This is a genomic window from Cupriavidus sp. SS-3 (genome assembly GCF_035818815.1).
Lineage (GTDB): Bacteria > Pseudomonadota > Gammaproteobacteria > Burkholderiales > Burkholderiaceae > Cupriavidus > Cupriavidus taiwanensis_C.
Map to the genome: position 1 here is coordinate 220,667 of NZ_JAYLVT010000003.1, position 21,581 is coordinate 242,247.

Consider the following 21,581-nt stretch of genomic DNA (forward strand, 5'->3'; position numbering starts at 1 on the left):
ACCATCCGATACCAAGACCGACGGAGCAGACATGATCTATATCCTGATGGGCGTTTCCGGCAGCGGCAAGACCACGGTCGGCCAGTTGCTGGCGCAGCGGCTGGGCTGCGGCTTCCATGACGCCGACGACTTCCACAGCGACGCCAACAAGGCCAAGATGCACGCCGGCATCCCGCTGACCGACGATGACCGCTGGCCCTGGCTGGCGGCAATGCGCGCGGCCATCGACACTGCCCGGGCCGAAGGCCGCACCCATGTGTTCACCTGCTCGGCGCTGCGCCAGGCTTACCGCGACCGGCTGACCCCGCCCGATGGCGGCGTGACCTTCGTGTTCATGAAGGGGGATGCCGCGCTGATCGGCCAGCGCCTGTCCGCGCGCACCGAGCATTTCTTCAATCCGGAGCTGCTGCAAAGCCAGTTCGATACGCTGGAAGTGCCCGGCGACGCGCTGGCCCTCGACATCCGCCAGCCACCGGAAGCGCTGGTCGACACCATCCTGCGCGCCACCGTGCGGCAGGACGCCAGCGCGCCGCGCTGACCGCTGCCCCGTGCCCGGAGGGGCATGGTCCCGGGCGGACTTCCCGACTTTCCATGGATCGCAACCACGGCCGCCGGCCTCACCGGCGGCCGTTTTTTGCGTGCGCTGGCAGGCATCTTGCTAGCTTCGCTTCGGTGTCCGGGCGGCGCGGCTGCGGTGGCACGGGCGGCCCGCCGGCCGCCTTGCGGCTTTCGCCGGCACGGGTATGCTGGAAGGGCCAGTGACTCGACGGCATCACCGCGGCTTGCGCCAACCGGCGCGGCCGCGCGGCAGGGCAGGACAGCCAGGGCAACCAGGGCGGCCGGCAGCGGCGCCCGCGACATGGAGGAGCGGCCATCATGGCGGCGCGGTATTTCGACGAGATGCTGGACTGGCGCGACAACAGTGCGCCAGCGCTGATCCACGCGGGACAGACCTTGCCTGAGGGGGCGGTCCGCCCGCACTACCGGCATTTCGCCGAATGGCTGGCGCGCCAGACCGAAAGCACCATGGCCAACAAGCGCGCCGAGGCCGACCTGGTGTTCCGGCGCGTGGGCATCACCTTCGCCGTCTACGGCGACAAGGACGAAGCCAACAGCGGTACCGAGCGCACCATTCCGTTCGACGTGGTCCCGCGCATTTTCCCCGCGAGCGAATGGGCGCTGCTGGAAAAAGGCCTGCGCCAGCGCGTGGCCGCGCTGAACCGCTTCATCCACGACATCTACCACGGCCAGGACATCATCCGCGCCGGCGTGATTCCGCCCGACCAGATCTACAACAACGCCCAGTACCGGCCCGAGATGCTCGGCGTCAGCGTGCCGCATGACGTCTATGCGCATGTCGCCGGCATCGACGTGGTGCGCGCCGGCGAGGGCGAGTTCTACGTGCTGGAAGACAACCTGCGGGTGCCGTCGGGCGTGTCGTACATGCTCGAGAACCGCAAGATGATGATGCGTTTGTTCCCGGACCTGTTCGCGCGCAACCGCGTGGCGCCGGTGGCGCACTACCCCGACCTGCTGCTCGACATGCTGCGCGGGGTCTCGCCGCAGGCGATCGCCGATCCCACCGTGGTGGTGCTGACGCCGGGCATGTACAACTCGGCGTACTTCGAGCACGCCTTCCTGGCGCAGCAGATGGGGGTGGAGCTGGTCGAAGGCAGCGATCTCTTCGTCGAGGACAACCACCTGTTCATGCGCACCACGCAGGGTCCGCAGCGCATCGACGTGATCTACCGGCGCGTCGACGACGATTTCCTCGACCCGCTTGCGTTCCGCCCCGATTCCGCGCTCGGCGCCGCGGGGCTGCTGTCGGTCTACCGCGCCGGCAACGTGACCATCTGCAATGCGATCGGCACCGGCGTGGCCGACGACAAGTCGATCTATCCTTATGTGCCGGACATGATCCGCTTCTACCTGGGCGAAGAGGCCATCCTGAGCAACGTGCCGACCTACATGTGCCGGCGCGCCGAGGACCTGCAGTACGTGCTGGACCATATGGCCGAACTGGTGGTCAAGGAAACCCACGGGGCCGGTGGCTACGGCATGCTGGTCGGCCCGGCGGCGGCGCGCGCCGAGATCGATGCCTTCCGCGAGGTGGTCCGCTCCAGGCCGGAGCAGTACATCGCGCAGCCCACGCTGGCGCTGTCGACCTGCCCGACCTATGTCGAGGCCGGCATCGCGCCGCGCCATATCGACCTGCGCCCGTTCGTGCTGTCGGGCAAGGAGGTGCGCATGGTACCGGGCGGGCTGACGCGCGTGGCGCTGCGCGAGGGCTCGCTGGTGGTGAATTCCTCGCAGGGTGGCGGCACCAAGGACACCTGGGTGCTGGAACGATGAACGCCGATTCGGGAGAGCCCGCATGCTGAGCCGCACCGCCGACCACCTGTTCTGGATGGCCCGCTACACCGAGCGCGCGGAGAACACCGCGCGCATGCTCGACGTCAACTACCAGACCTCGCTGCTGCCGCAATCGGCCGAGGTGGCCGAGCAGGGCTGGTGGGCCATGCTCGATATCTCGGAGCTGACCGACGTCTTCGACCACAAGTACGGCCTGCTGTCTCGCGACGATGTGATCGATTTCATGGTGCGCGACATGACCAATGCCTCGTCGATCATGAGCTGCCTGCGCGCGGCGCGCGAGAACGCGCGCGCGGTGCGCGGCTCGCTCACCACCGAGGTCTGGGAGACCGTCAACACCACCTGGCTGGAGGTGCAGCGCCTGATTGCCGACGGTGTGCTCAAGGAAGATCCGGCGCGCTTCTTCGAATGGGTCAAGTTCCGCTCGCACCTGGCGCGCGGGGTGCAGTTCGGCACCATGCTCAAGGATGATGCCTTCCATTTCATGCGGCTGGGCACTTTCCTGGAGCGCGCCGACAATACCGCGCGCATCCTCGACGTCAAGTTCCAGGCGTCGTCCGGCGCGGAGGGCGCAGAGGGGGGGAATGGCGGGCAGGCCCAGGCCAATCCCGACCCGGGCGCCCACAACGATTTCTACCACTGGGCGGCGATCCTGCGCTCGGTGTCGGGCTTCGAGGTCTACCGCAAGGTCTACCGCGCGGTCATCACGCCGCAGCGCGTGGCCGAACTGCTGATCCTGCGCCCCGACATGCCGCGCTCGCTGGTGTCGAGCATGGACGAGGTGGTGGCCATCCTGCATACGGTGCGCAACCAGCATTCGGCGGAAACCGAGCGCCAGGCTGGTAAACTCCACGCCGACCTGAAGTACGCGCGCATCGACGATATCTTTGCCGTCGGCCTGCATGCGTACCTGACCAGCTTCCTGGAGCGCATCGGCGATCTCGGCAACGGCATCAGCCGGGACTTCCTGGTGCCGCTGCAGGCGGCCTGAGCCGGGCAGCCGGCAAGCCCCCGTGCCGCCGCGCCCTGATACCGTGAAATACAAGATCCACCACCATACCGTCTACCGCTACACCGAACCGGTGCGGCGCAGCGTGCACGAAGTGCGGCTGCAGCCGCGCTCGGGTCCGCTGCAGACCGTTGACTACTGGCAGCTGTCGACGCCCGGCAACCCGTCGGCGGCGCGCGACGGCTTCGGCAACATCGTGCACAACTTCACGGTGGCCGGGCCCGCCAGCACCATCGCCATCGAGGCCAGCGGCGAGGTCGAAGTGCTGCCGCCGCACGGCGAGCTCGACCGCGACGGCCACCATGCGTTCTGCGATGCGCCGCCGGACGGTGAGGCGCGGGTCTCGCCGCTGTACTTCCTCGGCAGCACGCCGCTGACCACGGCGCCGGCGCCGATGCGGGCGTTTGCCGCGCCGTTCCTGGCGGCGGGGCACGACATCGATGCGCTGCTGGCGCTGGCGCTTGGCATCGGCGAGCGCGTGCGCTACAAGCCCAACACCACCGATGTCGGCACTTCAGCGGCGGAGGCTTTCGCGCTGGGCAGCGGGGTGTGCCAGGACCAGGCGCAGGTGATGGTGGCGGCGTGCCGGGCGCTGGGCATTCCGGCGCGCTATGTCAGCGGATATTTCTACGACCCGGCCGCCACCGAACTGGCCAGCCACGCCTGGGCCGACGTGTGCCTGGACCCGGCCGGCGAAATCTGGTGCAGCATCGACATCACGCACGGCTGCCTGACCGACGAGCGCCATATCCGGCTGGCGGTGGGGCGCGATTACGCGTCGGCGGCACCAGTGCGGGGCATCCTGGACGGCGGCGCCGGCGAGACGCTGGAAGTCAATGTAACAATCACGCCACTTTCGACCTGATTAGGTGCTTGCTTCCAGACGCGGCGCCGTGCCGGTGCACGGGCGCTAGAATCCAGAGTGATGCAGGCCACTGCCGGTCCATGCCGGCCGCCACCAAGAACACCAAGACAAATCATGACGTATTGTGTAGCCATGCGGCTGGATGCCGGCCTGGTATTCCTGTCCGACTCCCGCACCAATGCCGGAGTAGACGCCATATCCACCGCGCGCAAGATGACGGTGTTCGAGGAGCCCGGCGACCGGGTGATGGTGCTGATGACCGCCGGCAACCTGGCCATCAGCCAGTCGGTGCGCCAGATCCTGATCGAGGACCATGACGAGAAGCGTTCGCTATGGACCGCGCGCGACATGTTCGAGGCCGCCTCGATCGTCGGCGAGGCGGTGCGCCAGGTGCACCGGCGCGACGCCCACGCGCTGCGCGACGCCGGCATAGAGTTCAATGTCAGCCTGGTCTTCGGCGGCCAGGTGCGCGGCGAGCGGGTGCGGCTGTTCAATGTCTACGCGGCCGGCAACTTCGTCGAGGCCACGCCCGAGAACTGCTACTTCCAGATCGGCGAGGCCAAGTACGGCAAGCCCATCGTCGACCGCGTCGTGCACCCGTCGCTGCCGCTGGCCGAAGGGGCCAAGTGCGCGCTGATTTCGATGGACTCGACGCTGAAGTCGAATATCTCGGTGGGCCTGCCGCTGGACCTGCTGGTCTATGAGGCGGATTCGCTGCAGGTGACCCGCTTCGTCAACATCGACGAGCGCAACGCCTATTTCCGCATGATCCGCGACACCTGGGGCCATCGCCTGCGCCAGGTCTTCGGCGAGATCCACAACCCGGAATGGGATCCGGCCGCGCCCGCGGAATTCTCGCTGGCGCGCTCCGGCGAGGCCGACCGCTGGGCCCAGCCGGTGCGGGCCCGGCGCGTGCATCCGCGCAAGCCGGACTGAGGGCGGCAGGCATGCGCGAGATCATCCATTTCTCCCACGCCAACGGCTTTCCGGTGACGACCTATCGCAAGCTGTTCGGCGAACTGGACGGCGAGTTCGAGTTCCGCGCCGTGGACCGCTACGGGCACAAGCCGGAATTCCCGGTGACACGCGGCTGGCCGCACCTGGTGGAAGAGTTGCTGGGCGACATCGACCGCCAGTACCGCGAGCCGGTGTGGCTGGTGGGCCATTCGCTGGGCGGCTTCCTGTCGCTGATGGCGGCGCTGCGCCGGCCGGACCGGGTGCGCGGCGTGGTCATGCTGGACTCGCCGATCATCGCCGGCTGGCGCGCGTCCCTGCTGAAGACCGCCCAGATGCTGGGCATCGATGAAAAGCCGGGCCCGGCGGCGGTGACCAGGAACCGGCGCACGCACTGGCCGGACGCCGAGGCGGTGTGGGAACACTTCCGCGCCAAGCCCAACTTCGCCGTATGGGACCACGAGGTGCTGCGCGACTACGCCATCCACGGCACCGAGCCCACCGGCAAGGACAACGAGCGCCGGCTGCGCTTCGACCGCGAGGTCGAATACTGGATCTACCGCACGCTGCCGACCAGCCTCGGGCGCAAGGTCGCGCGCGGCGCGCCGGTGCCGGTCGGTTTTGTCGCCGGCACGCGCTCGCGCGAGGTGCGCCAGTGCGGCCTGGGAGCGACGCGCCGGCTGGTCGGGCCCAACCTGCGCTTTATCGAAGGCGGCCACCTGTACCCGATGGAGCGGCCCGGGCAGACCGCGCAACTGGTGCGCGAACTGATCGGCGCGATGCGCGAGCAGGGGCGCTGAGCCGGCGTGCGTCGCATGCGCCGCAGCGCGCCCGCGCCTTGGAAATCGGCACGCCGGAGACAGGCTGCTGTCACAATTTCCGGGTCGGCGGGGAACGGGCTCTCATGTATAATCCCGATTTCCCCGGCAAGCTCGGTTTATGACCAAATTCGTCTTCGTCACCGGTGGCGTCGTCTCTTCTCTCGGCAAGGGCATCGCTGCTGCCTCGCTCGCGGCCATTCTTGAGTCGCGCGGCCTCAAAGTCACCCTCCTCAAGCTCGATCCCTACATCAACGTCGATCCCGGCACGATGAGCCCTTTCCAGCATGGCGAGGTGTTTGTCACGGAAGACGGTGCGGAAACCGACCTCGATCTCGGCCACTACGAGCGTTTCGTCTCGGCCAAGATGCGCAAGTCGAACAACTTCACCACCGGCCAGATCTACGAATCGGTGATCCGCAAGGAGCGCCGCGGCGAATACCTGGGCAAGACCGTGCAGGTGATCCCGCATATCACCAACGAGATCCAGGCCTTCGTCGAGAAGGGCGCGGCCGCGTCGCACGACGGCAAGGCCGACGTGGCGCTGGTGGAAATCGGCGGCACCGTGGGTGACATCGAGTCGCTGCCGTTCCTGGAAGCCGCGCGCCAGATGAGCCTGCGCATGGGCCGCAACCACTGCGCCTTCGTGCACCTGACGCTGGTGCCGTTCATTGCCAGCGCCGGCGAGCTGAAGACCAAGCCGACCCAGCACTCGGTGCAGAAGCTGCGCGAAATCGGCATCTCGCCGACCGCGCTGCTGTGCCGTGCCGACCGCCCGATCCCGGACGACGAGCGCGCCAAGATCTCGCTGTTCGCCAATATCCCGCAGGATGCCGTGATCTCGGTGTGGGATGCGGACAGCATCTACAAGATCCCGCAGATGCTCAACGAGCAGGGCCTGGACCGGCTGATCTGCGAGGAGTTGCGCCTGGATCCCAAGCCGGCCGACCTGTCGATGTGGCAGAAGCTGGTCAACGCCCAGGAAAATCCCGAGCACGAAATCACCATCGGCATGGTCGGCAAGTACGTCGACCTGACCGAGTCGTACAAGTCGCTGATCGAGGCGCTGCGCCACGCCGGCATGCACACCGCCACGCGCGTCAACATCGAGTACATCGATTCCGAGGAACTGGAATCGGGCCACCTCGAAGTGCTGGCCCCGCTCGACGCGATCCTGGTGCCGGGCGGCTTCGGCAAGCGCGGCACCGAAGGCAAGATCCGCGCGATCCAGTACGCCCGCGAGAACAAGATCCCTTACCTGGGCATCTGCCTGGGCATGCAGCTGGCGGTGATCGAGTTTGCGCGCCACCTGGCCGGCATGGCCGATGCCAACTCGACCGAATTCAACCTCGAAACCGAGCACCCGGTGGTCGCGCTGATCACCGAGTGGGTCGACCGCGAAGGCAAGGTCGAGCAGCGCTCGGCCGATTCCGACCTGGGCGGCACCATGCGCCTGGGCGCGCAGCGCGTGCCGGTCAAGGAAGGCACCAAGGCCCGCGCCATCTATGGCGCCGAGGTCAACGAGCGCCACCGCCACCGCTACGAGGTCAACAACCACTACGTGCCGACGCTGGAAAAGGCCGGCATGGTGATCTCGGCGCGCACGCCGACCGAGAACCTGCCCGAGATGATGGAACTGCCCGAGTCGATGCACCCGTGGTTCGTCGGCGTGCAGTTCCACCCGGAATTCACCTCGACCCCGCGCGACGGCCATCCGCTGTTCAAGGCCTACGTCGAAGCCGCGCTGGCCAGCCAGCAGCGCAAGGGCGCGTAAGGCCCGGCGCAAGCAGGAGAGACAGTCATGAAACTCTGTGGATTCGAGGCCGGCCTCGACCAGCCTTTCTTCCTGATCGCCGGTCCGTGCGTGATCGAGTCCGAGCAGATGGCGCTGGATACCGCGGGCGAGCTCAAGGCCATCACCACCGAGCTCGGCATCCCGTTCATCTACAAGTCGTCGTTCGACAAGGCCAACCGCTCTTCCGGCAAGTCGTTCCGCGGCCTTGGCATGGAGAAGGGCCTCGAGATCCTGGCCCACGTCAAGCGCGAGATCGGCGTGCCGGTGCTGACCGACATCCATGAGATCGACGAGATCAAGCCCGTCGCCGCCGTGGTCGACGTGCTGCAGACGCCCGCGTTCCTGTGCCGCCAGACCGATTTCATCCGTGCCTGCGCGCAGAGCGGCAAGCCGGTGAATATCAAGAAGGGCCAGTTCCTGGCGCCGCACGACATGAAGAACGTGATCGACAAGGCGCGCGATGCCGCGCGCGAAGCCGGTCTGCCCGACGACGTCTTCATGGCCTGCGAGCGTGGCGTCTCGTTCGGCTACAACAACCTGGTGTCCGACATGCGCTCGCTGGCGATCATGCGCGAGACCGGCGCCCCGGTGGTGTTCGACGCCACCCACTCGGTGCAGCTGCCGGGCGGCCAGGGCACCAGCTCGGGCGGCCAGCGCGAGTTCGTGCCGGTGCTGTCGCGTGCGGCGGTCGCCACCGGCGTGGCTGGCCTGTTCATGGAGACGCATCCGGACCCGAGCAAGGCCATGTCCGATGGCCCCAACGCGGTGCCGCTGTCGCGCATGAAGGAGCTGCTGTCCGTGCTCAAGGAGCTCGACACGCTGGTCAAGCGCGCCGGCTTCCTGGAAGACAACTTCGGCTGGCCGGCCTGCGCCTGAGCCCGTCCCGTTTGTCGCCGCCGCGCCGGTCGCGGATGCCGGCGGTGACAAACCATATCGAAAGACAATACAAAAAATCGGGAGATTCCCCATGGCCGCGGGCTTTATCATCGCCTACGTCGACGTGACCGACCCCCAGCAGTACGAGGAATACAAGGTGCTTTCGAGCAAGGCCATGCAGATCCATGGCGCCGAGGTGCTGGTGCGCGGCGGCAAGACCGAGCCGCTCGAGGGCGACTGGGCGCCGACGCGCGTGGTGGTGCTGAAATTCCCCAGCTATGACGCCGCCAAGGCCTTCCACGATGGCGAGGCCTACCGCGCCGCGCGCAAGTCGCGCGAGCATGCGGCGAAGATGAATATGATCGTGGTCGAAGGCGCCGCCTGAGCCGGCAGGCGCCAGGCAGCCGTCATGGCGCAGCGCTTGCGCCCATGACATGCGCCTGACACGCGCGCAGGTTGAAGTGATCAGCAGCAGCAAGAATCAACAGTCAGAGAGGAATTCATGAGTGCAATCGTAGATATCATCGGTCGCGAGGTTCTCGACTCGCGCGGCAATCCCACCGTCGAGTGCGACGTGCTGCTGGAATCCGGCGTGATGGGCCGCGCCGCGGTGCCGTCGGGCGCGTCGACCGGTTCGCGCGAAGCCATCGAGCTGCGCGACGGCGACAAGGGCCGCTACCTGGGCAAGGGCGTGCTGAAGGCGGTCGAGCATATCAACACCGAGATCTCCGAAGCCATCATGGGCCTGGACGCCTCCGAGCAGGCCTTCCTGGACCGCACCCTGATCGACCTCGACGGCACCGAGAACAAGGGCCGCCTGGGCGCCAACGCCATGCTGGCGGTGTCGATGGCTGTCGCCAAGGCAGCCGCTGAAGAAGCCGGCCTGCCGCTGTACCGCTACTTCGGCGGTTCGGGCGCAATGCAGCTGCCGGTGCCGATGATGAACATCGTCAACGGCGGCGCGCATGCCAACAACAGCCTGGACATCCAGGAATTCATGGTCATGCCGGTGTCGCAGACCAGCTTCCGCGAAGCGCTGCGCTGCGGCGCCGAGATTTTCCACGCGCTGAAGAAGATCCTGGCCGACAAGGGCATGTCCACCGCGGTGGGCGACGAAGGCGGCTTCGCCCCGAACTTCTCGTCCAACGAGGAGTGCCTGAACACCATCGTGCAGGCCATCGAGAAGGCCGGCTACCGCGCCGGCGAGGACGTGCTGCTGGCGCTGGACTGCGCCGCCAGCGAGTTCTATCACGAAGGCGAAGCCGTGTACCAGCTGGAAGGCGAAGGCCTGAAGCTGAGCTCGACGCAGTTCGCCGACTACCTGGCCAACCTGTGCGACAAGTTCCCGATCGTGTCGATCGAGGACGGCATGGCCGAAGGCGACTGGGACGGCTGGAAGACCCTGACCGACAAGCTCGGCTCGCGCGTGCAGCTGGTCGGCGACGACCTGTTCGTCACCAACACCAAGATCCTGAAGGAAGGCATCGAGAAGGGCATCGGCAACTCGATCCTGATCAAGATCAACCAGATCGGCACCCTGACCGAGACCTTCGCCGCCATCGAGATGGCCAAGCGCGCCGGCTACACCGCCGTGATCTCGCACCGCTCGGGCGAAACCGAGGACAGCACCATCGCCGACATCGCCGTGGGCACCAACGCCGGGCAGATCAAGACCGGCTCGCTGTCGCGCTCGGACCGCATGGCCAAGTACAACCAGCTGCTGCGCATCGAGGAAGACCTGGGCGATATCGCCAGCTACCCGGGCAAGGGCGCGTTCTACAACCTGCGCTGAGGTTTGCCGCGTCGTTCCCGCGCCAGCGGGAGCGGCCGCGGGCGAATGGCATGGCGGCGGCCGGGACTACCCGGCCGCCGCCGTTTTTGTATCGAAATCTGCCTGGCAATTGCCTTCCAGGCGGAGTTCGCAGATCATTGTGCGGAAATTCCTGTCCGCCATCTTTCATGCGCCTGATTTCGCTGCTGTTGTTCGTGCTGCTGCTTGCCATCCAGTATCCGCTCTGGCTTGGCAAGGGCGGCTGGCTGCGCGTGTGGGACCTGAACCGCCAGCTGACCGAGCAGGGTACCCGCAACCAGACGCTCAAGCTGCGCAACGCCAAGCTGGAAGGCGAAGTCGCCGACCTGCAGGACGGCACCGGCGCCATTGAGGAACGCGCCCGCTATGAGCTGGGCATGGTGCGCGAAGGCGAGGTCTTCGTGCAGTTCGTCGCGCCGGCGCCCAAGGTCAGCGCCACGCCGCCGTTGCCGCCGCCGCCGAATTCGGTCGCCGGCCGGGGCGGCCACTAAGCCGTTCACCGTGACTGCCCGCGGCTTGCTTCAACTTGCCTCAAGCCGGCCGCAGCTCCTTCACCACCAGCCGTACGGATAGCCGCCCCAGCCCCAGCCGGGCATGCCGACGCTGACGCCGCCGCCCCAGTGGCCGCCACCCCATCCGCCGTAAAACAGGTTCCAGCTGGTGTTGGGATAGGCATAGGCCGCGCGCGCGGCCGCGGCCTGCTGGTCCAGCGCGATCGCGGCGGCCTGGTCGCGCAGCACCTGCTGGTTCAGCTCGTCGAGTTTCTGCCTGTCTTCGGCGCTCAGCGGTGCCGGCGGTAACGCGTTGGGTGCCAGCCGCGCGGTAGGCGGTGAACCATTGGCATCGCGCGGGATCTGCACGCAACCGGCAGCCAGCAGCAGCGCGCCGAGCGCGGCGCAGGCGGCCGCGCCCCGCCGCGGATGACGGGTACGCGATGCAGGGACAGGCAGGGGAGGGTTGGCTCGGGCGGACATGGCGGTTCTCGGGCTCGCGGTTCGGCAGCGGCATGCTGCCATCGTACAGCCGTTGGACCCGGCGCCAGGGCCGATGTTTCCGCTGCGCCGCCCGCCGGGTGGCCGCATCGCCCGCTCTGGTGCGGCAGCGCACGCAGGCGCTGCCCGGGCGCGGATCAGTGGTGCTGGCTTGCGCCGGCGCCGGCGCCAGTGGCGACCGGCGTGGGCGAGAACAGCTGCGCGCAGTCGACCGGGTCGAACTCATAGCGCTGGCCGCAGAAATCGCAGTGGATCTCGACATGGCCGCGCTCGGCGATGATGCTTTCGATCTCGGCCTGGCCCAGCGACTGCAGCATGCCGGCCACCTTCGGGCGCGAGCAGCTGCAGTAAAAATGCGGCGTCAGCGGCTCAAACACCCGCAGGCCGGTGTCCTGCAGGTCTTCCCAGAACAGGCGGCGCAGCAGCGTGTCGGGCGTCTCGGCCAGCAGTTCTTCGGCCTTCAGCGTGGTGCCGAGCTGCACCGCGCGGTCCCAGGTGTCGAGGTCCTGCGCCCTGGCATGGCTGGCCAGCGGCGCGCCGGTCTCGCCGACTTCGGCGGTGCCGCCGTAGGCCGGCAGCTTCTGCAGCAGCATGCCGGCGGCGACATGGTCGTCGGCGGCCAGCCACAGGCGCGTGTCGAGCTGCTCGGAGGCCTGCATGTAGTGCTCCAGCACGGCGCTGATCGAGCCCAGCGGGCCGTGGGCGTCGGCCAGCGGCACGATGCCCTGGTAGGGCTGCTGGCCCGGCAGCTTGTCCTTCGGGTCCAGCGTGATGGCAAAGCGGCCGTGGCCGTGGGCGTTAACCATCTGCGCCAGCGTGGCATCGTCGGCCAGCTGCGCGCCCTCGGCCAGCTTGGCGGTGGCGCGCATCGACAGATCGGACAGGCATTCCACCACCAGCATGCGCACCGGGCCGTCGCCGTGCAGCTGCATCACCAGCGCCCCGTTGAACTTCAGGTTGGCCGACAGCAGCGCCGCGGCGGCCATCATCTCGCCCAGCAGCCGGCGCACCGGGGCAGGGTAGCTGTGGCGGCCGAGCACTTCTTGCCAGGTGGCTTCCATGCGCACCAGCTCGCCGCGCACGGGGGCCGCGTCGAACAGGAACTTCTGCAGGGTGTCGGGGGTGGTGGTATCGGTCACAATAATCGGTCGGGTTTCGGTAGAGGCTCGGCGGTCGTCAGCCGATCCGCTTGAGCTGTTGCTTGTACAGGGCCTGCCGCGTGGCGTAGGTCTCGGCGTTGCGATACAGGTTGGCGACGTCTGCATCGGTGAGCTGGCGCACCACCTTGGCCGGCGCGCCCAGGATCAGCGAGCGGTCCGGGAACACCTTGCCTTCGGTCACCACGGCGCCGGCGCCCACCAGGCATTCCTTGCCGATCACGGCACGATTCAGCACCACGGCCTGGATCCCGATCAGCGAGCCTTCGCCCACGGTGCAGCCGTGCAGCATGGCCTGGTGGCCGATCGAGACCTTGTCGCCCAGGGTGAGGGGGCAGCCCGGGTCGGTATGCAGCACCGAACCCTCCTGGATATTGGTGTCCGCGCCGACCACGATCGGCTCGTTGTCGCCGCGGATCACGACACCGGGCCAGGCGCTGGCGCGGGACTTGAGGGTCACGTTGCCGATGATGGTGGCTTCGGGGGCCACGTAGGCATCGCTGTCGATACTGGGCTTGACGTCGCCGAGCTGGTAAAGCGCCATGAGGTCTCCTGCACGAATGGCTTTTGTTGAAGTGGGGGTTGCCGCCGGACTTTAAAGGGCCGGCGCCGGGAAACGGAGCGGCGCCCTGGGCTTCGCCGCTGGTGCGGGAGGCGGGCGCCGGCCAGGCCCTACAATGGCGGCAGACCCGGATTTTACGCCCATGCCAGAAAAAACACCCGACCCCGCGCCGCCTGACCCGTCTTCTTCACCACGCCGGCAAGCTCTGGCGGTGCTGTGCCTGACGGATCCGCGCGACAAGGCCGTGGCGGCGCGCGCACTTTATCGCCATGTGATGACGTTGCCCGATGCCGCCCTGGAAGCGGGCGAGGCGATCCATGCCGGGGCCACCCACGCGATCCCTGGCCGACCGGCGCGGCCGGCCCTGGTGGCGCCCCAGCACGTCGAGCGGCGCCGCTCGCTGCAGACCCCGGCCGGACGCGCGGCGATGATCCACGCGCTGTGCCATATCGAGTTCAATGCCATCAACCTGGCGCTGGACGCGGCCTGGCGCTTTGCCGGCATGCCGCCCGCGTATTACCGCGACTGGCTGCGCGTGGCCGATGAAGAGGCGTACCACTTCACGCTGCTGGCCGACCATCTCGCCACGCTCGGCGCCGCCTACGGCGATTTCCCGGCCCACAACAGCCTGTGGGAGATGACCGACAAGACCGCCGGCGACGTACTGGCGCGCATGGCGCTGGTGCCGCGCACGCTCGAGGCGCGCGGGCTCGACGCGTCGCCGCCGGTGCGCGCGCGGCTGGCCGGCGCCGGCGACCATGCCGCCGCGGCCATCATCGACATCATCCTGCGCGACGAGGTCGGCCATGTCGCCATCGGCAATCATTGGTACCGGTGGCTGTGCGCGCAGCGCGGGCTGGATCCCGTGGCCACTTATGCGCAACTGGCCGAGCAGTACCGTGCGCCGAAGCTGCGCGGCCCGTTCAACCTCGAGGCGCGCCGCGCCGCGGGTTTTGACGAGGACGAGCTGGCGTGGCTGGAGGCAGCCGCCGGCTAGGCCTGCCGTCCACCTATTCAGCGCTGCGACGGGAAACCATGCTTGCGCGCTGACCAGACCACCAGCCAGGTTGCGGCGAGCAGGGCAGCCAGCACGGGCGGGAATGCGCCGATGCCGAAGCCATCGAGTAGCAGCCCCCCGATGACACCGCCGCCGGCGATGGCGATGTTCCAGGCCGTGACCAGCATCGACTGCGCCACGTCCGAGGATTTGCCGGCGGTCGCCGCCAGCGCCGTCTGGAACAGCGTGGAGACGCCGCCGAAGCCCAGGCCCCAGATCGCGGCCGCGGCATAGACCACGGCCGGGTGCCCGCCGCCGGCCCCAAGCGCCAGCACCGCAAGCCCGAACAACAGCGTGCTGGCCAGCGTCAGCCGCCGCAGCCACTTGTCGATCAGCACGCCGGTGATCCAGATGCCACCGAGCGAGGCCACGCCGAATACGAACAGGACAAGATCCAGCCGTGCCCCGGCGTTTGCCGCGCGCAGGAACGGCGCGATATAGGTGTAGAGGACGTTGTGCGCCAGCACGAAGCTGAGCGTCACGAACAGCACGGGACGTACGCCCGGCAGCGTGAACACGCGCCGGAGCGGCAGCCGCTGGCCGGCAGGCTGGCCGGCAAAATCCGGCACGCTGGCCAGCACCCAGGCAATCAGGCCCAACGTCATCGCGCTGATGATGCCGAAGCATGCCCGCCAGCCCATGATGGCACCGAGGAAGGTCCCGGATGGCACACCCAGCGACAAGGCCAGGGGTATGCCAACCATGGCGACGGCAATGGCGCGGCCCTTCATGTGATCGGGAACCATGCGCGCGGCATAGCCGGCCAGCAGCGCCCACAGCAGGCCGGCCGAGACCCCCGCAAGAAAGCGCGCAGCCATCGTCAGGACATAGTCGCCGGACCAGGCCGTCACGGCGTTGGCGACGGCAAAGCCCGCGATCGCAAGCAGTAGCAGCGGCCGTCGCCGCAGCCCTTGCGTGGCCGCCGTCAGCGGCATGGCGGCCACCAGTGAACCGAAGGCGTAGATCGTGACGAGCTGGCCGGCAAGCGGCTCGGAGATGGCAAGGCCCGCGCCGATCTGCGGCAGCAGTCCTGCCGGCAAGGCCTCGGTCAGGACGGTGATGAAGCCTGCGACGGCAAACGCAAGCAGTGCCGGAAGCGGCAGCCGCGCAGGCTGCGCGCCCTGCTGTGCATCGTTTGCAAGCGTGTTGGTGGCTGTGGTCATGGTGGATGCGTTGCGTGGATGGTTACGCGGCAGCGGGGGCGACACCGTAGACCGCGTCGCGCAGGTCGGTGACAAAGCGGCCGGACATGCCTTCGTACAGCGTGTTGGTGAACGCCACCACGCTCAGTCCCTGGCTGCGGTCGACGAACCAGGCGTGGCCGTAGGCCCCGCCCCAGCGCCAGGTGCCGGCGGATTCCGGGGAACCCGCCCGGCGCGGATCGCGCAGCACCGAGAAGCCCAGTCCGAAGCCGGTTCCCGGCGCATCGGGCAGGTCCAGGCCGCCGGTCTGGTCGCGCGCCATGTCCTCGACCAGCGAACCGGGCAGCAACGTGCCGCCGCCCTGGCGCAAGGTCTCCAGCAGGCGCAGGAAGTCTTGCGCCGTGCCCGCCATGCCGGCGCCGCCGGACGGGAAGGCCCGCGCATTGAAGACGCGGGAGGGGCTGTAGGGAATGCCAACCGTGCCTGCGATCACGGGCACGAGTTCGCCTTCGCGCAGGCGGTGCGGGTGCGGGTTGTCGTTCACGTACGGGGTCGGCACGCGGCGCGCATCGCGTGCCACGAAGCCGGTGTCGGTCATGCCCAGCGGGCCGGTGACCAGCTGCCGCACGGCGGTGTCGAGCGGCGCGCCATGGACGCGCTCGATCAGCGCGCCCAGCACGTCGGTCGCGAGCGAGTAGCCCCATGCGCTGCCCGGTTGGTACAGCAAGGGCACGCTGGCGATGCGCCGCAGGTTCTCGGCCAGGCTGATGGCGGTGTCGTCCATGCCGTCGGAGACGCCGGCGCGGGCATAGGGTCCGTCTGCGCCGGACTCGAAGAAGCGATAGCCCAGCCCCGCGGTATGGCTGAGCAGCTGCCGCGCGGTGATACGCGCCGGTCGGCCATCGGCCAGGCGCGGGCGGAATTCTGGCAGCCAACGGTCGATATCCTGGTCAAGATCAAGACGGCCTTGTGCCAACAGCACCATTGCCGCCACGGAGATGATCGGCTTGCTTACCGAAGCCAGCCGGAAGACGGCATCGCCGCGCATCGGCTGTCCGCTTTCGCGATCGGCCAGGCCCGCCGCCTGCTGGTGGACCAGTTCGCCGTCACGGCTGACCAGCACGACGGCGCCGACCAGTCGCCGTTGTTCCAGCGCCTGCCGGACCACGGCGTCGATGCGCTCATTCAGGGGGGATACATGGGACACAACTGGGCGCGGTGCAATCGCGGGGAGGGACACGGCGAGATCCTTGTTCAATGAGCGACCCGCTCACGATAAGGACCCTGTCATTAAAGAAAAAGTGGGCTACAGTTCCTTTTTCTCCGGAACTTTGTGTCCGCAATCGGGGGCATCATGGACAGCCTCAGTGGCTTCGCAGTGTTTGTGCAGGTGGCCGAGACCCGCAGTTTTGTCGCGGCGGGGCGCTTGCTGGGGGTGTCGGCCTCTGCCGTCGGCAAGAGCGTCGCGCGGCTGGAACAACGGCTCGGCGTACGGCTGTTCCACCGCAGCACGCGCAGCGTCGCGCTGACCGCCGAAGGCGCGCTGTTCCTGGAGCGCAGCCGCCGCGTGCTGGCCGAGATCGAAGCGGCGGAGCTGGAGCTGGCCGAAGCCACCGCGGCGCCGCGCGGCCGTCTGCGGGTGAGCCTGCCGCTGGTCAGTTCGCTGGTCCTGCCCGTGCTGGGCGATTTCATGCGCGCGTATCCGGACATCGCGCTGGACCTGGATTTCACCGACCAACTGGTGGATGTCATCGAGGAGGGCTTCGATGCCGTGGTCCGGACCGGCGAGCCCGCCGACTCACGCCTGTCGGCGCGCAGGCTGGGTGCGTTCCAGGCGATGCTGGTGGCATCGCCCGAGTACCTGGCGCAGCGTGGCACGCCGAAGGTGCCTGCCGACCTGGCCAGCCATGCCTGCCTCCATTACCGTTTTCCCCACACGGGCAAGCTCGAGGCCTGGCCGCTGCGGCGCGCGCCAGGCGAGCCCGAGCTGGCGCTGCCGGCATCGATGATCTGCAACAACATCGAGACGCGCTTGTGTTTTGCGCTGCGCGGCCTGGGCATTGCCTGCCTGCCGGATTTCGCCATCCGCGGGCAACTGGCCGATGGCAGCCTGTGCCAGGTACTGGCTGGCCATGTGGGGCCGGCCAGGGCCTTTCACGTGCTCTGGCCGGCGAGCAGGCATCCCTCGCCCAAGGTGCGGGCGCTGGTCGATTTTCTGTGCGCGCGAGTCTTTCCCGCTGACCAGGGCAGTCCCTAGCGGCTAGGCGCGCTTGCCAGCGCGCTCCTCTTCCAGCAGCCGCAACACCCGCCGCTGGATCTTGCCCGTGGTGGTCATTGGCAGCTGGTCGATGAATTCGATCGCCTTGGGGTATTCGTACGGCGCCAGCTGGCCGCGTACATGGGCCTGCAGTTCCGCAACCAGCGCTGCGTCCCCGTCGAACGAACGCGCCACCGATGGCGTGAGCACCACAAAGGCCTTGACCACCGCGCCGCGCTCGGGATCGGGCGAGGGCACCACGGCGCAGTTGGACACCGCGGGATGCTTGAGCAGGCAGTTCTCGATCTCGCTCGGCCCGATGCGGTAGCCAGAGGACTTGAACACATCGTCGGCGCGCCCCTGGTACCACAGGTAGCCGTCGGCATCGACGCGCGCCAGGTCGCCGGTGCGGCACCAGCGCAGGCCGTCGCGCTCGGTGTACTTGGCCGCGGTGGCGGCGTCGTTCTTCCAGTAGCCGAGGAAAAACACCGGGTCCGGATGTCCGGCGCTGTCGGTGGCGCACACCGCGACCTCGCCGTCCTCGCCCGGCGCGCAGGGACGGCCTTCGTCGTCGATCACCTGCACGCGGTGGCCGGGGTAGGGCCGTCCCATCGAACCCGGGCGGGCCGGCCAGCCCAGCCGTTCGTCGTCGTTCTGCGCGGTGCAGTTGCCGACGATGTAGTTGATCTCGGTCTGGCCGAACATCTCGTTGACCAGCACGCCGAGCGCGTCGCGGCACCAGTCGAACACGGTCTCGCCCACGGCCTCGCCGGCGCTCATCAGCGCGCGCAGCCGGATGTCGTAGTGCCGGCGCGGCTCGGGGCAGGCCTTCATCATCTGCTTGAGCGCGGTCGGGAACAGGAAGGTATTGGTGACGGCATAGCGCTCCAGCAGTTCGAAGGCGCGCTCGGCGGAGAAGCGGCCCTGGTAGCCGACGATCGGCTTGCCGAAATACAGCGCCGGCATCAGCGCGTCCCACAGGCCGCCGGTCCAGGCCCAGTCGGCCGGGCTCCAGAACACGTCGTCGTGCTGCGGATACCAGTTCTGCGAGCAGACAAAGCCGGTCAGGTTGCCGATCAGCGCGCGGTGCGGGATCAGCGCGCCCTTGGGCGGCCCGGTGGTGCCGCTGGTGTAGATCAGTACCGCGGCTTCGTCGGCCTTGGTCTGCTCGGCGACGAAGGTCGGCAGCTGCGCCGCGAGCAGCAGGTCCCAGTCCTGGTCGCCGCGGCCGCGGCCGTCGCCGGCGGCGATCACGGTGGCCAGCGTCGGGCATTCGGGGCGCGCCGCCAGCAGGTTGTCGATCGAGGTCTCGTCGGCGATGGCCACGCCGGCTTCGCTGTGCGCGATGCGGTAGGCCAGCGCCTCCGGCCCGAACAGCATCGACAGCGGCATGGCGATGGCGCCCAGCTGGTAGATCGCCATATGCGCGATCACGGTCTCGATGCGCTGCGGCATCACGATCGCGACGCGGTCGCCGCGCGCCACGCCGAGCGCGCGCAGCGCCGCCGACAGCCGGTTGGCCTCGGCCTGGATATAGGCAAAGCTGTGCGCGTTGCGGCGGCCGTCCTCGTGTTCGGTATAGACCGCGATGCGGTCCATGGTGGCCGGGTCGCGGGCCCAGCGGCCGCAGCAGGCTTCGGCGATGTTGAACTGCGCCGGAATCTCCCAGCGGAACGATTCGTACAGGGCGCGGTAATCGTCGCGCCGGCTTGCCGGCAAGGCAGCTGCGGCCATTCAGGGTCTCCGTTGGGGTCCGCCTCGCGGCCAACGGCGAGCGGCGCTGGCGGCCGCTGCCGCTATAATGCGCACAAGCGAACGATCGTTCTATTTTGTCGCGGCTTCCCCGCCAACCCCCGCGGCGGGCAGGATCCCGACGCAAGGGTGGAGACAATGACAATCAAGGAAACCTCGCGGTCTGAATTTATCACGGTGCGCGGGCTGCGCTACCACGTGCGCCACTGGGGCACGCCGGGCGCGCGCAAGCTGTTCATGCTGCATGGGTGGATGGACGTGGCCGCGTCGTTCCAGTTCCTGGTCGACCACCTGCGCGGCGACTGGCACGTGATCGCGCCCGACTGGCGCGGGTTTGGCGCGACCGACTGGCCCACGCGCTACCCCGGCACGCAGTCGTACTGGTTTGCCGACTACCTCGCCGACCTGGAGGCACTGCTCGACCACTATGCGCCGGAGGGACAGGTCGACCTGGTCGGCCACAGCATGGGCGCCAACGTGATCTGCCTGTATGCCGGCATCCGCCCGCAGCGCGTGCGCCGCGTGGTGGACCTGGAGGGCTTCGGCATGACCGCGACGCGGCCCGAGCATGCGCCCCGGCGCTACGCGCGCTGGCTCGACGAAGTGCGCGCCGGCGCCGAGCTGAAGACCTATGACAGCCTCGACGGCGTGGCCGCACGCCTGCAGAAGACCAACCCGCGCCTGCCGGACGAGCGCGCCGCGTTCCTGGCCGCGCACTGGTCGCGCCGCAACGCCGAGGGCCGCTGGGAGATCCTGGGCGATCCCGCGCACAAGCTGGTCAACCCGATGCTGTACCGGCTCGATGAAGTGATGGCGGTATGGGAGCAGGTCGCCGCGCCGGTGCTGCACGTGGAGGCGCGCGATTCGGAGACGCTGCGCCATATTGCCCACAAGCAGGCCATCGATGATTTCAAGCAGCGCTTCCGCGCCTTCCGCGACTTCCGCGAGGCGGTGGTGGAGGACGCCGGCCACATGCTGCACCACGACCAGCCCGCTGCCGTGGCGGAACTGGTGGAATCGTTCTGTGTGGGCCGGTAATATCCGCGCCTGCGGCAGTGCAGGCTTCAGGCGTGGGTGAGCTTTTCCTTCAGCGCGGCGTTGTTGCTGGTGTGCACGTGCACCAGCGCCTTTTCCGGGAACGCGTAGTGGTAAGCCTTGCGTAGCGCCAGCGCGGCCTCGTGGAATCCCGACAGGATCAGCTTCTGCTTGTTGGGATAGAACGCGATATCGCCGGCGGCGAAGATGCCGCGGCGCGAGCTTTCGTAAGTGGTGGTGTCGACCAGGATGCGGCCGGCGCGCATATCCATATCCCACTGCGCGATCGGGCCGGGCTCGGACACCAGCCCGTACAGCGCCACCAGTTCCTCGGCGGGCAGCGCGGTGCTGCCGTCGCGGGTACGGATTTCGACTTCGCTGAGGCCGCCGTCCGGACCCTCGGTGCGCAGTGCGCCCAGCATGCCGACCACGAAGTCCATCTCGCCCTCGGCCACGGCGCGGCGCATCTCCGCGACCGAGCCGTCGGCGGCGCGAAAGCCCTCGCGCCGATGCAGCAGCGTCACGCGCGCGGCGACCTTGCGCAGTGCCAGCGCCCAGTCCAGCGCCGAGTCGCCGCCGCCGGCGACGATCACGCGCTTGCCGGCGAAGTGCGAGACATCGCGCACCGCGTAGTGCACGTGGCGGCCTTCCAGCGCCGGCGCCTCGGGCAGCGACACCCGCTGCGGCGCGAACGCGCCCGCGCCGGCGCAGACCAGCACCGCGGCGACATCGAAGCGCTTGCCGCCGTCGGTCGTCACCAGCAGGCGCTCGTGCCCGGCATGGCCTTCCGGCGCTGCCGGCGCCGGGATTTCGGCGACGCTTTCGGCGCGCTGGCCGAAGTGCATCGGGAAGTCGAACGGGGCGCATTGCTCCAGCAGCCGGTCCACCAGGTCCTGTGCCAGGCATCCCGGCACGGCGGGAATGTCGTAGATCGGTTTTTCCGGATACAGCTCGGTGCACTGGCCGCCGGCGCGGTCGAGCACATCGATCAGTTCACATTTAAGGCCGAGCACGCCGGCCTGGAACGCGGCGAACAGGCCGACCGGGCCGGCACCGACGATCAGGACATCGGTGCTGGTGACCGGGGCGGTGGCGGGAGCGGTGGCTGGGGTAGCGGTGGACATGGG

21 protein-coding genes are annotated in these 21,581 nt (G+C 68.3%); 14 read left to right on the top strand and 7 right to left on the bottom strand.

The genetic code is table 11. The features are described from left to right. Positions 1-31: 31 nt before the first annotated feature. The 11 genes from U9J39_RS06930 to ftsB all read left to right on the top strand — a co-directional run bounded on the left by U9J39_RS06930 (position 32) and on the right by ftsB (position 10,991). Positions 32-538, top strand: coding sequence for a gluconokinase (locus U9J39_RS06930; protein ID WP_115679918.1), 507 nt, complete (start codon positions 32-34; stop codon positions 536-538). A 338-nt stretch (positions 539-876) separates the two neighbouring features. Further along, positions 877-2,352, top strand: coding sequence for a circularly permuted type 2 ATP-grasp protein (locus U9J39_RS06935; protein WP_326346808.1), 1,476 nt, complete (start codon positions 877-879; stop codon positions 2,350-2,352). 22 nt (positions 2,353-2,374) lie between these two features. Next, a complete protein-coding gene (locus U9J39_RS06940) occupies positions 2,375-3,364 on the top strand; it encodes an alpha-E domain-containing protein (RefSeq protein ID WP_115708929.1) in 990 nt (329 codons plus the stop codon). A gap of 43 nt (positions 3,365-3,407) precedes the next feature. After that, positions 3,408-4,247, top strand: a complete 840-nt coding sequence (locus U9J39_RS06945) for a transglutaminase family protein (RefSeq protein WP_172581730.1) — start codon at positions 3,408-3,410, stop codon at positions 4,245-4,247. A 114-nt stretch (positions 4,248-4,361) separates the two neighbouring features. Then, positions 4,362-5,183 carry a peptidase gene (locus tag U9J39_RS06950; RefSeq protein ID WP_115708933.1) on the top strand — a complete coding sequence of 274 codons (822 nt, stop codon included), beginning with the start codon at positions 4,362-4,364 and terminating at the stop codon, positions 5,181-5,183. Positions 5,184-5,194: 11 nt separating this feature from the next. After that, a complete protein-coding gene (locus U9J39_RS06955) occupies positions 5,195-6,001 on the top strand; it encodes an alpha/beta fold hydrolase (protein WP_326346809.1) in 807 nt (268 codons plus the stop codon). A 139-nt stretch (positions 6,002-6,140) separates the two neighbouring features. Continuing rightward, positions 6,141-7,793 carry a CTP synthase gene (locus U9J39_RS06960; protein ID WP_115708937.1) on the top strand — a complete coding sequence of 551 codons (1,653 nt, stop codon included), beginning with the start codon at positions 6,141-6,143 and terminating at the stop codon, positions 7,791-7,793. Between the two features lie 27 nt (positions 7,794-7,820). Beyond that, positions 7,821-8,690, top strand: a complete 870-nt coding sequence (gene kdsA / locus U9J39_RS06965) for a 3-deoxy-8-phosphooctulonate synthase (RefSeq protein ID WP_111519668.1) — start codon at positions 7,821-7,823, stop codon at positions 8,688-8,690. A 91-nt stretch (positions 8,691-8,781) separates the two neighbouring features. Beyond that, a complete protein-coding gene (locus U9J39_RS06970) occupies positions 8,782-9,075 on the top strand; it encodes a DUF1330 domain-containing protein (RefSeq protein ID WP_062798027.1) in 294 nt (97 codons plus the stop codon). A gap of 117 nt (positions 9,076-9,192) precedes the next feature. Further along, positions 9,193-10,482 carry a phosphopyruvate hydratase gene (gene eno, locus U9J39_RS06975; RefSeq protein ID WP_115679924.1) on the top strand — a complete coding sequence of 430 codons (1,290 nt, stop codon included), beginning with the start codon at positions 9,193-9,195 and terminating at the stop codon, positions 10,480-10,482. Positions 10,483-10,649: 167 nt separating this feature from the next. Beyond that, positions 10,650-10,991: a cell division protein FtsB gene (gene ftsB, locus U9J39_RS06980; protein WP_018006885.1), complete on the top strand. Its 342-nt coding sequence runs from the start codon at positions 10,650-10,652 to the stop codon at positions 10,989-10,991. Positions 10,992-11,051: 60 nt separating this feature from the next. Here ftsB and U9J39_RS06985 read toward each other — a convergent pair whose 3' ends face one another. From U9J39_RS06985 to U9J39_RS06995, 3 genes are all read right to left on the bottom strand, one after another. Next, a complete protein-coding gene (locus U9J39_RS06985; RefSeq protein ID WP_115679925.1) occupies positions 11,052-11,474 on the bottom strand; it encodes a hypothetical protein in 423 nt (140 codons plus the stop codon). Positions 11,475-11,629: 155 nt separating this feature from the next. Then, positions 11,630-12,631 (bottom strand): Hsp33 family molecular chaperone HslO, encoded by a 1,002-nt coding sequence (gene hslO, locus U9J39_RS06990; protein ID WP_326346810.1) that lies wholly within the window; start codon positions 12,629-12,631, stop codon positions 11,630-11,632. A 37-nt stretch (positions 12,632-12,668) separates the two neighbouring features. After that, positions 12,669-13,193: a gamma carbonic anhydrase family protein gene (locus U9J39_RS06995; protein ID WP_115679927.1), complete on the bottom strand. Its 525-nt coding sequence runs from the start codon at positions 13,191-13,193 to the stop codon at positions 12,669-12,671. A 133-nt stretch (positions 13,194-13,326) separates the two neighbouring features. Between U9J39_RS06995 and U9J39_RS07000 the strand changes: the two genes are divergently transcribed. After that, complete coding sequence (locus tag U9J39_RS07000) at positions 13,327-14,208, top strand: ferritin-like domain-containing protein (protein WP_442784889.1); 882 nt, start codon at positions 13,327-13,329, stop codon at positions 14,206-14,208. Positions 14,209-14,225: 17 nt separating this feature from the next. Here U9J39_RS07000 and U9J39_RS07005 read toward each other — a convergent pair whose 3' ends face one another. Both U9J39_RS07005 and U9J39_RS07010 read right to left on the bottom strand, forming a co-directional pair. Further along, positions 14,226-15,431 (bottom strand): MFS transporter, encoded by a 1,206-nt coding sequence (locus U9J39_RS07005; RefSeq protein ID WP_326346812.1) that lies wholly within the window; start codon positions 15,429-15,431, stop codon positions 14,226-14,228. Between the two features lie 22 nt (positions 15,432-15,453). Next, on the bottom strand, positions 15,454-16,650 hold the full coding sequence (locus U9J39_RS07010) for a serine hydrolase domain-containing protein (RefSeq protein ID WP_326346813.1): 1,197 nt from the start codon (positions 16,648-16,650) through the stop codon (positions 15,454-15,456). Between the two features lie 114 nt (positions 16,651-16,764). On the opposite strand from U9J39_RS07010, the gene U9J39_RS07015 reads away from it, so the two are divergent. Then, positions 16,765-17,667: a LysR family transcriptional regulator gene (locus tag U9J39_RS07015; protein ID WP_326346814.1), complete on the top strand. Its 903-nt coding sequence runs from the start codon at positions 16,765-16,767 to the stop codon at positions 17,665-17,667. A gap of 3 nt (positions 17,668-17,670) precedes the next feature. Here the strand turns inward: U9J39_RS07015 and U9J39_RS07020 are convergent, their stop codons facing one another. After that, entirely contained in the window at positions 17,671-19,401 is a 1,731-nt protein-coding gene (locus tag U9J39_RS07020) for an acyl-CoA synthetase (protein WP_326346815.1), read from the bottom strand. Between the two features lie 156 nt (positions 19,402-19,557). On the opposite strand from U9J39_RS07020, the gene U9J39_RS07025 reads away from it, so the two are divergent. Next, positions 19,558-20,457, top strand: coding sequence for an alpha/beta fold hydrolase (locus U9J39_RS07025; RefSeq protein ID WP_115679931.1), 900 nt, complete (start codon positions 19,558-19,560; stop codon positions 20,455-20,457). 26 nt (positions 20,458-20,483) lie between these two features. Here the strand turns inward: U9J39_RS07025 and U9J39_RS07030 are convergent, their stop codons facing one another. Continuing rightward, positions 20,484-21,578 (bottom strand): NAD(P)/FAD-dependent oxidoreductase, encoded by a 1,095-nt coding sequence (locus U9J39_RS07030; protein WP_116312382.1) that lies wholly within the window; start codon positions 21,576-21,578, stop codon positions 20,484-20,486. Positions 21,579-21,581 lie beyond the last annotated feature (3 nt).

What these genes read in the sequence shown, in the direction of transcription:
- U9J39_RS06970 (WP_062798027.1), top strand. Translation starts at nt 8,782, where the DNA reads ATGGCCGCGGGCTTTATCATCGCCTACGTCGACGTGACCGACCCCCAG.
- U9J39_RS07015 (WP_326346814.1), top strand. Translation starts at nt 16,765, where the DNA reads ATGGACAGCCTCAGTGGCTTCGCAGTGTTTGTGCAGGTGGCCGAGACC.
- U9J39_RS07005 (WP_326346812.1), bottom strand. Translation starts at nt 15,431, where the DNA reads ATGACCACAGCCACCAACACGCTTGCAAACGATGCACAGCAGGGCGCG.
- U9J39_RS07000 (WP_442784889.1), top strand. Translation starts at nt 13,327, where the DNA reads ATGGCGGCAGACCCGGATTTTACGCCCATGCCAGAAAAAACACCCGAC.
- U9J39_RS06955 (WP_326346809.1), top strand. Translation starts at nt 5,195, where the DNA reads ATGCGCGAGATCATCCATTTCTCCCACGCCAACGGCTTTCCGGTGACG.
- kdsA (WP_111519668.1), top strand. Translation starts at nt 7,821, where the DNA reads ATGAAACTCTGTGGATTCGAGGCCGGCCTCGACCAGCCTTTCTTCCTG.
- U9J39_RS06960 (WP_115708937.1), top strand. Translation starts at nt 6,141, where the DNA reads ATGACCAAATTCGTCTTCGTCACCGGTGGCGTCGTCTCTTCTCTCGGC.
- eno (WP_115679924.1), top strand. Translation starts at nt 9,193, where the DNA reads ATGAGTGCAATCGTAGATATCATCGGTCGCGAGGTTCTCGACTCGCGC.
- U9J39_RS06950 (WP_115708933.1), top strand. Translation starts at nt 4,362, where the DNA reads ATGACGTATTGTGTAGCCATGCGGCTGGATGCCGGCCTGGTATTCCTG.
- U9J39_RS07025 (WP_115679931.1), top strand. Translation starts at nt 19,558, where the DNA reads ATGACAATCAAGGAAACCTCGCGGTCTGAATTTATCACGGTGCGCGGG.
- ftsB (WP_018006885.1), top strand. Translation starts at nt 10,650, where the DNA reads ATGCGCCTGATTTCGCTGCTGTTGTTCGTGCTGCTGCTTGCCATCCAG.
- U9J39_RS06985 (WP_115679925.1), bottom strand. Translation starts at nt 11,474, where the DNA reads ATGTCCGCCCGAGCCAACCCTCCCCTGCCTGTCCCTGCATCGCGTACC.
- U9J39_RS06995 (WP_115679927.1), bottom strand. Translation starts at nt 13,193, where the DNA reads ATGGCGCTTTACCAGCTCGGCGACGTCAAGCCCAGTATCGACAGCGAT.
- U9J39_RS06930 (WP_115679918.1), top strand. Translation starts at nt 32, where the DNA reads ATGATCTATATCCTGATGGGCGTTTCCGGCAGCGGCAAGACCACGGTC.
- U9J39_RS07030 (WP_116312382.1), bottom strand. Translation starts at nt 21,578, where the DNA reads ATGTCCACCGCTACCCCAGCCACCGCTCCCGCCACCGCCCCGGTCACC.
- U9J39_RS07020 (WP_326346815.1), bottom strand. Translation starts at nt 19,401, where the DNA reads ATGGCCGCAGCTGCCTTGCCGGCAAGCCGGCGCGACGATTACCGCGCC.
- U9J39_RS06935 (WP_326346808.1), top strand. Translation starts at nt 877, where the DNA reads ATGGCGGCGCGGTATTTCGACGAGATGCTGGACTGGCGCGACAACAGT.
- U9J39_RS06940 (WP_115708929.1), top strand. Translation starts at nt 2,375, where the DNA reads ATGCTGAGCCGCACCGCCGACCACCTGTTCTGGATGGCCCGCTACACC.